The following is a 13,293-nucleotide window of genomic DNA, read 5'->3' on the forward strand; positions in this document are numbered from 1 at the left end:
GTCCGCCCGCCGGTCCCGCCGGAATGTGCCCGGATACGAAGCGGGCGGGACGGCAGGGGCCCGTGGGCCCTCTGCCGTCCCGCCCGCGGCGTCGTCACTTCTTGACGTACTTGAACACGGGGGAGTCGAAGGTGCCGCGGGAGAACCCGTACAGCGCCCCGTCCGAGTTCAGTACGAACTCGTTTCCGCTCAGGCCGATGCTGAAGGTCGAGTTGACGGTGAGGTTGCCGAGCTCGGCGACCGCGCCGTCGGCGGCGGCGAGGGTCACCAGCTTGGCGTCGTTGCCGTAGCCCATGTCCAGGATGGCCCGGACCTTGCCGTCCTTGTCGGTGCCGGAGACCAGCCGCAGGCCGTCCTTGGCCTTGCCGTCGGTCGACCAGAGCCGCTTGCCGGTGGTCAGGTCGTAGGCGTTGATCGCCGGCTTGGTCGGGTTGGTCTGCACGTACAGGGTGGTGCCGCTGACCACGCTCTGGGTGAAGGCGTCGGCCAGGCCGCTGAGCCGCAGGCTGTCGTAGCCGGGCTCCTTGACGGGCATCTGGGTGCCCGGCTTGTTGGTCTTGTCGAACGGCAGCACGTAGTCGCCGTTGGCGCCGCTGGACATCGACAGCACCAGGGGCTGGTCGGAGAGGACCTTGTCGACCCGCTCGATGCTGCCGGACAGGGTGATCGGCGCGGGCGAGGCGACCTTGCCGGTCTCCGTCTCCAGGATCACCAGCTGCGACTTGACGGTGGTGTTGAGGCCGTAGCAGCGGTCGGTGACCACGATCTGCGAGCCGGCCGCGGTGCCGTAGACGCTGCAGTCCTTCTCGCGCGGCTGGAAGGCCCAGACCGCGGAGCCGTCGGCGACGTTCACCGCGGCGGCGGTGTTGGAGCCGATGCCGATGACCTTGTCGGTGATGCTCAGGGTGGGGGAGACCATCTTGTTCTGCCCGACCTTGGCGCTCCACGACAGCTTGCCGGTGGTGAGGTCGACGGCGGCGATGGTGGAGCAGTCGCTGTCACCGGTGTTCAGCGAGATGGCGGCGATGTGCTTGGAGTTGGCGTTGTACGAGGCGGTGCAGAACTCCTTGGCGCCGGAGGGCACCGGGATGGTCCAGGCCTCCTTGCCGTCGGAGGTGTTGACGGCGCGGATGCCGGTGGTGTCGGCGCGCACCGCGACCTTCTCGGCGCCCCAGATGGCGAGCAGCCGGGTGGTGCCGCTGACCGAGCTGGCCGGCTTGTCGGCCGCCCAGGCCAGGTTGTAGGCGCCGGCCTTGCCGCCGCCACCGCCGCCCGTGCCGCCGGTGGTGCCGCCGGCCGACGGCGTGCTGCCCGGGCTGGTGCTGACGTCCGGCGAGGTCCCGCCGCCGCCGGTGACCTGGCCGGTGGTGCCTCCGGAGGCGGCCGGCGGGTCGTCCTTCTCCTTCTTGTCGTCGGTGAACAGCACGACCAGCGCGGCGACGATGGCGATCGCCAGCACGCCGCCGATGATGCCGCCCCAGACCATCACGGGGTTGCGCTGCTTGGGCGGCGCGGGCACCGGGGCGCCCGGGTAGCCGTAGCCGCCCTGCTGCGGGTAGCCGTACCCGGGCGCGCCGCCGTCGGCGGGCGGCGGGGCGGCGTAGCCGTAGGGCTGCTGGCCCGGGGCCGGGGCGCCGAACTGCGGCTGGCCGGGCGCCGGGTCGTACGGGCCGACCGGCGGGGCCGGTGCCGGTCCCTGTGCGGGGAAGGCGGGGGCGGTGGGCGCGTAGGCGTAGCCGCCCGCGGCCGCGGCCGGCGGGGCCGGTGGCGCGGCGGGCGGAGCGGCCGGGGCCGGCGGTGCGGCCTGGCCGGGGACCGCCGCCCCGTCGAGCTGTGTCTGCTGGTCCGCCACGGCCGCCGGGTCGACGCCGCCCGGCGTGCGTCCGAACGACACGCCCCGGTTGTCCGGACCGCCGCCGGGAGCTTCGCCAGCTCCCGGCATCGGGTGATCCCCTGCCATCTGTTGCCCCGTCATGTCTGGAAGCGTCCCGGTATCGGTGCACATCCGTGACCGGCGGGACGGGTGAGATTGGGCACCATCGTACGGGGGGACGGTTTTCGGACGCCCGCCGGAACCCGGGGCCCCGGCCGCCCCCGTGCCGACCTGGGGCGATGTCAGCACCCGGGCCGCCCGCACCGGCCCGGCGCCCGGTCCCTCCCCCCGTTCCCCGGCACCCGGGCCCGTGCACCGTCCCGTCGCCTTCCCTCTCCCGTGCCTTCACGTTCGGGGAGGGCCTAGGCTTCAGGTTGTGAAGGGGGACGTCCCGGCGGAGGGGTCCCCGGCGCCCTTTGGGAGGGTGGATCATGTCGACGGACACTCCGGGCTCGCAGTCCTCACTGCACCGGGCCAACCTGGAGCGGGTGCTCCGCGCGGTGCGGATGGCCGGGTCGCTGACCCAGGCCGAGATCGCCCGCGGTACCGGCCTCTCGGCGGCCACCGTGTCCAACATCGTCCGGGAACTGAAGGAGAGCGGCACCGTCGAGGTCGCCGACACCTCCGCCGGCGGCCGGCGCGCCCGCAGCGTCTCGCTCAGCGGCGACGCGGGCATCGTGGTGGGGATCGATTTCGGCCACACCCATCTGCGGGTCGCCGTCGGCAACCTCGCCCACCGGGTGCTCGCCGAGGAGAGCGCCCCGATGGACGTCGACGTCTCCGCCGCGCAGGGCTTCGACCGGGCCGAGGCCCTGGTGGAGCGGCTGCTCGCGGAGGCCGGTTTCCGCTCCGACAAGGTGATCGGCGTGGGCCTGGGCGTCCCCGGCCCGATCGACGTGGAGACCGGCGCGCTGGGCTCCACCGCGATCCTGCCGGGCTGGACCGGCATCGCCCCCGGCCGCGAGCTGGCCGAGCGGCTCGGCCTGCCGGTGCACGTCGACAACGACGCCAACCTCGGCGCGCTCGGCGAGCTGGTCTGGGGTGCCGGCCGGGGCCTGAACGACCTCGCCTACATCAAGGTGGCCAGCGGTGTCGGCGCCGGCCTGGTGGTCAACGGGCAGATCTACCGGGGGCCGGGCGGCACCGCGGGCGAGATCGGCCACATCACCCTGGACGAGGCCGGCCCGGTCTGCCGCTGCGGCAACCGCGGCTGCCTGGAGACCTTCGTCGGCTCCCGCTACCTGCTGAACCTGCTCACCCCCACCCTCGGCACCGGGCTCACCCTGCCCCGGGTGGTGGAGCTGGCCCACGAGGGCGACCTCGGCTGCCGCCGGGTGATCGCCGACGCCGGCCGGCAGATCGGCACCGGCGTGGCCACCCTGTGCAACCTGCTCAACCCGCGCCGGGTGATCCTCGGCGGCGACCTCGCCGAGGCCGGGGAGCTGGTGCTCGCGCCGATCCGCGACTCGGTGGCCCGCTACGCGATCCCCAGCGCCGCCCGCCAGCTGTCGGTGGTCCCCGGTACCCTGGGCGGCCGTGCCGAGGTCCTGGGCGCGCTGGCGCTGGTGATGAGCGAGGCGGGCGACTCCAGCGCGCTCGCCGTGGCCCGCCCCTGAACGCCGCCGCCCGCCCCGCCGCCGGGCGCACCGACACGCCGGTCTCCCCCCTCCACCCGAAGGAGTGACCGTCGAGGTGGTTGGCGCGTACCGGCCGTCGGTACCGGACACCCCGCCCGGTGTCCGGTAGGCGGACATTAGACTCGACCGGTCGACACCGGGCGGCGACGCCCGTCGGGCCCCCGCGGTCCGCGAACACTGAACGAGGAGGAACGGGTGGCCCTGCTGACCCGCATTCGGGGACCGCGCGATCTCGACCGGCTCACGCCCGGACAGCTGGCCACCCTGGCCGAGGAGATCCGGACCTTCCTGGTGACCGAGGTCTCCAAGACGGGCGGCCACCTCGGCCCGAACCTCGGCGTGGTGGAGCTCACCATCGCGCTGCACCGGGTCTTCGACTCCCCGCGCGACCGCGTCCTGTTCGACACCGGCCACCAGAGCTACGTCCACAAGCTGCTCACCGGCCGCCAGGACTTCTCCGGGCTGCGCAGCAGGGGCGGCCTGTCCGGCTACCCGTCGCGCGCCGAGTCCGAACACGACGTGATCGAGAACTCGCACGCCTCCACCGTGCTCTCCTACGCCGACGGCCTGGCCAAGGCCAACCAGCTGCTGGGGAAGAACGACCCGGTGGTGGCCGTGATCGGCGACGGCGCCCTCACCGGCGGCATGGCCTGGGAGGCGCTCAACAACATCGCCGACGCCAAGGACCGCCCGGTCGTCATCGTCGTCAACGACAACGAGCGCTCCTACTCGCCCACCATCGGCGGCCTGGCCAACCACCTCGCCACCCTGCGCACCACCCAGGGCTACGAGCGCTTCCTGTCCTGGGGCAAGGACGCCCTCCAGCGCACCCCCGTGGTCGGCCAGCAGCTCTTCGAGACCCTGCACGGCGCCAAGAAGGGCCTGAAGGACTTCATCGCCCCGCAGGGCATGTTCGAGGACCTCGGCCTCAAGTACATCGGCCCGATCGACGGCCACGACCTCACCGCCCTGGAGTCCGCGCTCACCAAGGCGCGCGGCTTCGGCGGCCCGGTCATCGTGCACTGCCTGACCGAGAAGGGCCGCGGCTACCACGCCGCCGAGAACAACGACGAGGACCGCTTCCACGCCGTCGGCAAGATCCACCCGGAGACCGGCCTGCCGATCAAGAACGCCGGCGGCCGGAGCTGGACCTCGGTCTTCGCCGAGGAGATGGTCGCCCTCGGCCACGAGCGCGAGGACATCGTCGGCATCACCGCCGCGATGCTCCACCCGGTGGGCCTGGCGCCGTTCGCCGAGGCCTTCCCGGACCGCATCTTCGACGTCGGCATCGCCGAGCAGCACGCCGTCACCAGCGCCGCCGGCCTGGCCACCAACGGTCTGCACCCGGTCTTCGCGGTCTACGCGACCTTCCTCAACCGGGCCTTCGACCAGGTGCTGATGGACGTCGCCCTGCACAAGCTGGGCGTCACGTTCACCCTGGACCGGGCCGGTGTCACCGGCGACGACGGCGCCTCGCACAACGGCATGTGGGACATGTCGATCCTCCAGGTCGTCCCCGGCCTGCGGCTCGCCGCCCCGCGCGACGCCGACCAGCTGCGCGCCCAGCTGCGCGAGGCCGTCGAGGTCAAGGACGCGCCGACCGTGGTCCGCTACTCCAAGGGCACCGTCGGCCCGGCCGTCCCGGCGGTCGGCACGGTCGGCGGCATGGACCTGCTGCGCGTCGACCCGGACGCCGAGGAGGGCCGCCGGGCCGATGTGCTGATCGTCTCGGTCGGCGCGCTCGCCCCGATGTGCCTGGAGGTGGCCGACCTGCTGGCCGCCCAGGGCATCAGCTCGACCGTGGTGGACCCGCGCTGGGTCAAGCCGGTCGACCCGGCGCTGCCGGGCCTGGCCGCCGAGCACCGGGTGGTCGTCACGGTCGAGGACAACGGGCGGGTCGGCGGCGTCGGCTCGGCGGTCGCCCAGGCGCTGCGCGACGCGGACGTGGACCTGCCGCTGCGCGACTTCGGCATCCCGCAGGAGTTCCTGGACCACGCCTCGCGGCCGGAGATCCTCGCCGAGATCGGCCTGACCGCCCCGGACATCGCCCGCCAGGTGACCGCGCTGGTCTCCCGGCTCGACGTGGCCGTCCAGGCCTGACCGGCCCCCGTCGCCCCGAGCGGGCCGTTTGCGACAGCTCGGTACCACTTGGGGCTGATAATCGCACCAAAGGCGGGACCGGCGCTGCCCGCGCCGATCCCGCCCGGTAGGTTGTCATCCGTGCCGACCCCCATCCGAGAACGCCTGACCGCGCTCGCCGAGCGCCTGCCCCTGGGGGTACCCCCGGCCGACGGCTGGGAGCGCGTGAAGACCGGTTACTGGACGCGGCTGGTGCCGCTGCTGGCCCTGGTGGCCCTGCTGACCCACCTGCCGTCCTTCCTCCGCCCGGTCTGGAGCCCCGACGAGGGCTTCCTGGCCACCCAGGCCCGGATGCTCGCCGACGGCGGCGTGCTCTACGACACCGTGGTGGACCGCAAGCCGCCGTTGCTGCCCTGGCTGTACCAGGCCTGCTTCGCGGTGTTCGGCTCCGCCTCGCTCTGGCCGCTGCGCACCCTGGCGGTGGCCGCCCACCTGGTCACCGCGATCCTGCTGGCCTCGCTCGCCCGCGGCCGCTGGGGCGACCGGGCCGGGGTCGGCGCGGGCCTGCTCTACCTGCTGGTCTCCATCGGGCTCTCCCCGGAGGACACCCAGGCGGCGACCTTCGAGGTCTTCATGCTGCCCGCCATGGTGGCCGCCTTCCGCTACGCCGAGCGCCGGCGCTGGCTGGCCGCCGGCATCGCGGTGGCGCTCTGCTCGCTGACCAAGCAGACCGGCGGCGCGGTGCTGCTGCCGGTGCTCTGGATGCTCTTCCAGGACGCCCGGCGGCGCGGCGTGCGCTGGATCCCCGCCCTGCTCAAGATCGGTTTCGGCTTCACCCTGCCGATAGCGCTGGTCGCGGTGATCCTCACCAAACCGAAGGGCTTCCTGTTCTGGGTGGTCACCGGCAGCGGCGACTACGCCAGTGTCGGCGGCGCCTGGCTGCAGATGGCCGGCCGGGCGCTCGGCAACTCGGCGATCCTGGTCGCGGCCGGCCTCGGCTTCCTGCTGCCGGTCGGCCGCCGGCTCTGGCTGAAGCACCGGCACCGTCCGCTGCCGGTCGCGGGGGAGGAGCACGGCTCCACCACCGACCTGTGGATGTGGCTGCTCTCCTCGGTGGTCGCGGTCAGCATGGGCTTCCACTTCTTCGGCCACTACTACCTCCAGCTGATGCCCCCGCTGGTGCTGCTGGGCACCGGCGCGATCGCCACCTCGGCCGTCCGCTGGAAGCCCGTGCTGCTGTACACCGCGGCCGCCGCCACCGTCTTCTGGGGCCTGGCGCTGGCCTGGCCGGGGGAGCGGCTGGACCGCACCACCGAGGTCGCCACCGCGGTCGCCGCGCAGACCACCCCCAAGGACACCGTGCTGGTCTGGGGCATGCACCCGGAGCTGTACTGGCTCGCCGACCGCAAGCCCGCCACCCGGTACCTCACCGCGGGCTTCCTGACCAACTACAGCGGCGGCAAGGACGGCAGCCCCAACGTCGGCGAGCAGTTCTCGATGACCAACGCCTGGCAGACCTTCGACCAGGAGATCGCCAAGAGCCTGCCCGAGGTCGTCGTCGACGACTCCGGCCTCGCGCCGTACCAGCCCGGCATGATCCCGAAGATCGAGAACCTGCTGGAGACCCACTACGAGATGGTCGGCGTCTTCGCCGACACCGTCGTCTACCGCCTCAAGCGCTGAGCCGGACCCCGGGGAACGCCCCCGGGAGGAGCGGGAACGCGAAGGGCCCCGGTGACCGTGCTGGTCACCGGGGCCCTTCGGCGTCACCGCTAGGCGGGCACCGAGGCCACGCCCGGGGCGAGGAAGCGCTTGCCGTTCACCCGCTCCGAGACGCCCTCACGGTCCAGGTACGGGGTGATCCCGCCCAGGTGGAAGGGCCAGCCGGCGCCGGTGATCATGCAGAGGTCGATGTCCTGCGCCTCGGCGACGACACCCTCCTCCAGCATCAGGCCGATCTCCTGCGCGACGGCCTCCAGGGCGCGGCCGAGGACCTGCTCCTCGGTCAGCACGGTGTCGCCGAAGGAGAGCAGCTCCAGCACCTCGGGGTCGAGGACCTGCTGGCCGTCCACCCAGGTGTAGAAGCCGCGCTTGCCGGCCTTGACCACCTTGCCGAGGTTCTCGGAGACGGTGAACCGCTCCGGGAACGCGCCGTGCAGGGTCTCCGAGACGTGCAGGGCGATGGCCGGGCCGACCAGCTCCAGCAGCACGATCGGGGACATCGGCAGGCCGAGCGGCTCGACGCCCTTCTCGACGGTGGCGATCGGGGTGCCCTCGTCGATGATGTCCTGGATCTCGCCCATGAAGCGGGTCAGGATCCGGTTGACCACGAACGCCGGGGCGTCCTTGACCAGCACCGAGGTCTTCTTCAGCTTCCTGGAGACGCCGAAGGCGGTGGCCAGCGAGACGTCGTCGGTCCGCTCGCCGCGGACGATCTCCAGCAGCGGCAGGATCGCGACCGGGTTGAAGAAGTGGAAGCCGACGACCCGCTCCGGGTGCTTCAGCTTCGAGGCCATCTCGGTGACCGACAGCGAGGAGGTGTTGGTCGCCAGCACGCAGGTCGGCGAGACCACGTTCTCCAGGTCCGCGAAGACGGCCTGCTTGACGCCCATCTCCTCGAAGACGGCCTCGATCACGAAGTCGGCGTCGCCGAAGGCCGCGGCCTTGTCGAGCGAGCCGGAGACCAGGCCCTTGAGGCGGTTGGACTTGTCCTTGCCGATCCGGCCCTTCTCCAGCAGCTTGTCGATCTCGGCGTGGACGTAGCCCACGCCCTTGTCGACGCGCTCCTGGTCGATGTCGGTGAGGACCACCGGCACCTCCAGGCGGCGGGCGAACAGCAGCGCCAGCTGGGAGGCCATCAGACCGGCGCCGACGACGCCGACCTTGGTGACCGGGCGGGCCAGCGACTTGTCCGGCGCGCCGACCGGGCGCTTGGCCCGGCGCTGCACCAGGTTGAAGGCGTAGATGCCGCTGCGCAGCTCGCCGCCCATGATGAGGTCGGCCAGGGCCGCGTCCTCGGCGTCGAAGCCGGCCTGGAGGTCCTCGTCCTTGACCCGGGCGATGATGTCCAGCGCCCGGTAGGCGGCCGGGGCCGCCCCGTGCACCTTGGCGTCGGCGACCAGCCGGCCCCAGGCGACGGCGTCGTCCCAGGCCTTGCCGCGGTCGATCGCCTCGCGCTCGACGGCCACCTCGCCCGTGAGGACGCGGGCGGCCCAGAGCAGCGACTGCTCCAGGAAGTCGGCCGGCTCGAAGATCGCGTCGGCGATCCCCAGCTCGAACACGTCCTTGCCCTTGAGCTGCTTGTTCTGCGCCATCGAGTTCTCGATGATCACCTTGACGGCCTTCGCCGGGCCGATCAGGTTCGGCAGGATGCTGCAGCCGCCCCAGCCGGGGACGAGGCCGAGGAAGACCTCGGGCAGCGAGAACGCCGGGACGCCCGCCGACACCGTGCGGTAGTCGCAGTGCAGGCCGACCTCGACGCCGCCGCCCATCGCCGCGCCGTTGTAGAACGCGAAGGTCGGGACGGGCAGCGCGGCGATCCGCTTGAAGACCTCGTGGCCGCCCTTGCCGATGGCCAGCGCGTCCGCGTGCTCCTTGAGCAGCTCGACGCCCTTGAGGTCGGCGCCGACGGCGAAGATGAACGGCTTGCCGGTGATCGCGGCACCGACGATGGCGCCCTCGGCGGCCTCCGCCTCGACCTGGTCCAGCGCCTCGTTCAGCTTGAGCAGCGAGCCCGGGCCGAAGGTGGTCGGCTTGGTGTGGTCGAAGCCGTTGTCCAGGGTGATCAGGGCCAGCCGGCCGGCCTGCAGCGGCAGGTCCAGGTGGCGCACGTGCGCGGTGGTGACGACCTCGCCGGGGAAGAGCTCGGCGCCGCGGGTCAGCAGCTCAGTCGTGGTGCTCATGCTCACTTACCACCCTCGAAGTGCGGGTTCTCCCAGATGACGGTGCCGCCCATGCCGAAGCCGATGCACATCGTGGTGAGGCCGTAGCGGACGTCCGGGCGCTGCTCGAAGCGGCGGGCCAGCTGGTTCATCAGGCGCACGCCGGAGGAGGCCAGCGGGTGGCCGAAGGCGATCGCGCCGCCGTACGGGTTGACCCGCTCGTCGTCGTCCGCGATGCCGTAGTGGTCCAGGAACGCCAGCACCTGGACGGCGAAGGCCTCGTTGACCTCGAACGCGCCGATGTCGTCGATGGTGAGGCCGGCCTTGGCCAGCGCCTTCTCGGTGGCCGGCACCGGGCCGATGCCCATCACCTCGGGCTCGACGCCCGCGAAGGCGTAGGAGACCAGGCGCATCCGGACCGGCAGGCCGAGCTCCTCGGCCACGTCCTCGGCGGCCAGCAGCGAGGCGGTGGCGCCGTCGTTGAGACCGGCCGAGTTGCCCGCGGTGATGTTGCCGTGGGGGCGGAACGGGGTCTTGAGCCCCGCCAGGTTCTCCATCGTGGTGCCCGGGCGCATCGGCTCGTCCACGGTGGCCAGGCCCCAGCCGGTCTCGCCGACCTCGGGGTTGGTGTTGCGGACCGAGACCGGCACCAGGCCGGGCTGGATGTCGCCGTTGGCGTACGCCTTGGCGGCCTTCTCCTGCGAGCGCACGGCGTAGGCGTCGCAGCGCTCCTTGGTCAGGTGCGGGAACCGGTCGTGCAGGTTCTCCGCGGTCATGCCCATGAACAGGGCGGACTCGTCGACGAGCTTCTCGGAGACGAAGCGCGGGTTCGGGTCGACGCCCTCGCCCATCGGGTGGCGGCCCATGTGCTCGACGCCGCCGGCCACGACCACGTCGTACGCGCCGAAGGCGATGCCGCCGGCGGTGGTGGTCACGGCGGTCAGCGCGCCGGCGCACATGCGGTCGATCGCGTAGCCGGGGACGGACTTCGGCAGGCCGGACAGCAGCGCGGCGGTGCGGCCGATGGTCAGACCCTGGTCGCCGATCTGCGTGGTGGCCGCGATGGCGACCTCGTCGATGCGCTCGACGGGCAGGTTCGGGTTGCGGCGCACGAGCTCCCGGATGCACTTGACGACCAGGTCGTCGGCGCGCGTCTCGTGGTAGATGCCCTTCGGGCCGGCCTTGCCGAACGGGGTGCGGACGCCATCGACGAAGACGACGTCCCTCGCGGTACGAGGCACGGGGGCTCTCCTCCCAGGGACCAACGGTTCAGGTGGGCAGGCTGCCGCTCACCACCGCACGAGGGAACGTGGGCGGCGCTGCTTGTCGGCCATGCTACCCGTCGGTAACCAACCTGCCCAGGCCCGTTCGGTGCTTCCGGCAGTGTGTCCCCCGACACGTCGGGCGTCCGCGCGGCGAACACGGCGCGCAACACGACGAAAAGGGGATGCCGCCCCTGCGGGCGGCATCCCCTCGACTGTGCTCCCGGGTTCTAGTCCTGCGGGACCGCCGCCTCGGCGAAGGCAGTGGCCACCGCCGGGGCGACCAGGTCCACCTGCCACTGGCGGGCGCCCAGCCGGCGCAGCGCCGCGGCCACGTTGGCCGCGGAGGCGTCGGCCGGCGGCTCCCAGGAGACCCGGCGGACCAGGTCCGGGGTGATCAGGTTCTCGGCCGGCAGGTGGTGGCGCTCGGCCAGCTCGCTCACCGCGGCACGCGCCCCGCTCAGCCGGGCGGCCGCCACCGGGTCCTTCTCGGCCCAGGCGCGCGGCGGCGGCGGGCCGTCGTGCGGCGCGGCGGCCGGCGGCAGCTGGTTCTCCGGCACCTCCCGCCCGCGCTGGACCGCGGCCAGCCACTGCTCCAGCTGGCGCCGGTGCACCCGCGGCCCGAAGCCCTGGACGGCCTGCAGTGCGGCGATGTTCAGCGGCATGGCCAGCGCGGCGTTGACGATCGCGGCGTCCGACAGCACCCGGCCCGGCGAGACGTCCCGCTCCTGCGCCGTCCGGTCGCGGGTCAGCCACAGCTCGCGCACCACGGCCAGCTGGCGGCGCCGGCGGACCTTGTGCAGCTGCGAGGTGCGGCGCCACGGGTCGGTCCGCGGGGCCGGGCGGGGGGCCGCGGCGATCGCCGCGAACTCCTCCAGGGCCCAGCCGAGCTTGCCCTGGGCGTCCAGCTCCTGTTCGAGTGCGTTGCGCAGCTCGACCAGCACCTCGACGTCCAGAGCGGCGTAGCGCAGCCACGGCTCGGGCAGCGGGCGGGTGGACCAGTCGACCGCGGAGTGCTCCTTGGCCAGGCTCAGCCCGAGCACGCTCTCGGTCATCGGTCCGAGGCCGACCCGGGCGAAGCCGGCGATCCGGCCGGCCAGCTCGGTGTCGAACAGGCGCTGGGGTCTCATGCCCACCTCGGCCAGACACGGCAGGTCCTGGGTGGCGGCGTGCACCACCCACTCGGTGTCCGCGAGGGCCGCGCCCAGCTCGCCGAGGTCGGGGCAGGCGATCGGGTCGATCAGCGCGGTACCGGCGCCCGCGCGGCGCAGCTGGATGAGGTACGCCCGCTGGCCGTAGCGGTAGCCGGAGGCCCGCTCGGCGTCGACGGCGACCGGTCCGGTCCCCGCGGCGAAGGCGGCGATGGTGGCGGCCAGCGCCTGCTCGTCCGCCACGACCGGAGGGATCCCCTCCTTCGGTTCGAGGAGCGGGACCGGGGCTGCTTCTTCTGGGATGGCTGCTACGGCGTCGGTCACCCCCCAAGGGTACGACGGTCCCCGCGACCGGGAGTGTTGTCGGACTGGTCAGACCGATGAAGGGGAGCGCCGGCCGGCTCCGGGGTGGAGCGCGCCCTGACGGCAGCACGTCACGGCGGCCCCGGAGGAAACGTTCCTCCAGGGCCGCCGCGACGGCAGGGGTCAGTGGATGATGCCGGTGCGCAGCGCGACGGCGACCATCCCGGCGCGGTCGCCGGTGCCGAGCTTGCGGGCGATCCGGGCGAGGTGGCTCTTCACGGTGAGCGCCGACAGGCCCATCGCCACGCCGATCGCCTTGTTCGACTGGCCCTCGGCCACCAGTCGCAGCACCTCCACCTCGCGCCCGGACAGCTCGCGGTAGGCGGCCTGCTGGGCACCCGGCGCGCCGTGCGCCCCGGGAGCGCCCGGCGTCCCGTGCGCGCCCGGCATGCCCGGCATCCCGGGCCGGCGCATCCGTCCGGCCAGCCCGGCGGCGCCGAGCGGCAGTCCGGGGCGGCCCGGCATGGCGACATTGGTGCGGGTACCGGTGACCACGTAGCCCTTCACCCCGCCGGCGAGGGCGCTGCGCACCGCGCCGATGTCGTCGGCGGCGGAGAGCGCCAGCCCGTTGGGCCAGCCGGCGGCGCGGGTCTCGGCGAGGATGGTCAGTCCGGAGCCGTCGGGGAGGTGGACGTCGGCGACGCAGATGTCGCGCGGGGTGGAGACCCGGGGACGGGCCTCGGCGATCGAGGACACCTCGATCACGTCCCGGACGCCGAGCGCCCAGAGGTGACGGGTGACGGTGTTTCGGACGCGGGGATCGGCGATGACCACCATGGCGGTGGGCTTGGTCGGGCGGTAGGCGACCACGTTTGCGGGGTGCTCAAGAAGGACCGACACCAGGCCTCCTGCGGGAGTGGCGGACGGAACCCCGAGGGGGCGGTCGGAGTGTTCCGCGTTCGGAAAGGGTCACAGTCTGCTTCGGCAGCATCTGTGCCCGGCTTTAGCGAAAGATCACGATCTAGTGAGTCACAATACGGACAAATCGCGCAGATGACTGATGAGACATGCCTGGAAATCGCACAAAATCGATCAGACTCGACGCAA

Annotated in this window: 8 protein-coding genes; 3 read left to right on the plus strand and 5 right to left on the minus strand. The window is 72.8% G+C overall.

Annotated features, from left to right (window positions below; genetic code table 11):
- Positions 1–94 precede the first annotated feature (94 nt).
- A complete protein-coding gene (locus tag ACFVVL_RS20705) occupies positions 95–1,894 on the minus strand; it encodes a PQQ-binding-like beta-propeller repeat protein (protein WP_387677239.1) in 1,800 nt (599 codons plus the stop codon).
- Positions 1,895–2,304: 410 nt separating this feature from the next.
- Here ACFVVL_RS20705 and ACFVVL_RS20710 point away from each other — a divergent pair, with 410 nt between their 5' ends.
- The 3 genes from ACFVVL_RS20710 (at position 2,305) to ACFVVL_RS20720 (ending at position 7,272) form a co-directional block, all read left to right on the plus strand.
- Positions 2,305–3,489: an ROK family protein gene (locus ACFVVL_RS20710; protein ID WP_380296844.1), complete on the plus strand. Its 1,185-nt coding sequence runs from the start codon at positions 2,305–2,307 to the stop codon at positions 3,487–3,489.
- A gap of 216 nt (positions 3,490–3,705) precedes the next feature.
- Positions 3,706–5,610, plus strand: coding sequence for a 1-deoxy-D-xylulose-5-phosphate synthase (gene dxs, locus ACFVVL_RS20715; protein ID WP_387677242.1), 1,905 nt, complete (start codon positions 3,706–3,708; stop codon positions 5,608–5,610).
- 120 nt (positions 5,611–5,730) lie between these two features.
- On the plus strand, positions 5,731–7,272 hold the full coding sequence (locus tag ACFVVL_RS20720; protein WP_380296848.1) for an ArnT family glycosyltransferase: 1,542 nt from the start codon (positions 5,731–5,733) through the stop codon (positions 7,270–7,272).
- Between the two features lie 89 nt (positions 7,273–7,361).
- On the opposite strand, the gene ACFVVL_RS20725 is transcribed toward ACFVVL_RS20720, so the two are convergent.
- The 4 genes from ACFVVL_RS20725 to ACFVVL_RS20740 all read right to left on the minus strand — a co-directional run bounded on the left by ACFVVL_RS20725 (position 7,362) and on the right by ACFVVL_RS20740 (position 13,086).
- The gene (locus ACFVVL_RS20725; RefSeq protein ID WP_387677246.1) at positions 7,362–9,491 is read right to left on the minus strand and encodes a 3-hydroxyacyl-CoA dehydrogenase NAD-binding domain-containing protein; all 2,130 of its coding nucleotides are present in this window, start codon (positions 9,489–9,491) and stop codon (positions 7,362–7,364) included.
- Positions 9,492–9,493: 2 nt separating this feature from the next.
- Complete coding sequence (locus tag ACFVVL_RS20730; protein WP_380296852.1) at positions 9,494–10,711, minus strand: thiolase family protein; 1,218 nt, start codon at positions 10,709–10,711, stop codon at positions 9,494–9,496.
- Between the two features lie 251 nt (positions 10,712–10,962).
- Entirely contained in the window at positions 10,963–12,207 is a 1,245-nt protein-coding gene (locus tag ACFVVL_RS20735) for an HRDC domain-containing protein (protein ID WP_380296499.1), read from the minus strand.
- Positions 12,208–12,369: 162 nt separating this feature from the next.
- Complete coding sequence (locus tag ACFVVL_RS20740; protein ID WP_387677250.1) at positions 12,370–13,086, minus strand: LuxR C-terminal-related transcriptional regulator; 717 nt, start codon at positions 13,084–13,086, stop codon at positions 12,370–12,372.
- Positions 13,087–13,293 lie beyond the last annotated feature (207 nt).

Origin of the sequence: Kitasatospora sp. NPDC058115, assembly GCF_042884635.1 — a bacterium.
Lineage (GTDB): Bacteria > Actinomycetota > Actinomycetes > Streptomycetales > Streptomycetaceae > Kitasatospora.

Coding starts and splice junctions, on each gene's coding strand:
- ACFVVL_RS20710 (WP_380296844.1), top strand. CDS start 2,305: ATGTCGACGGACACTCCGGGCTCGCAGTCCTCACTGCACCGGGCCAAC.
- ACFVVL_RS20725 (WP_387677246.1), bottom strand. CDS start 9,491: ATGAGCACCACGACTGAGCTGCTGACCCGCGGCGCCGAGCTCTTCCCC.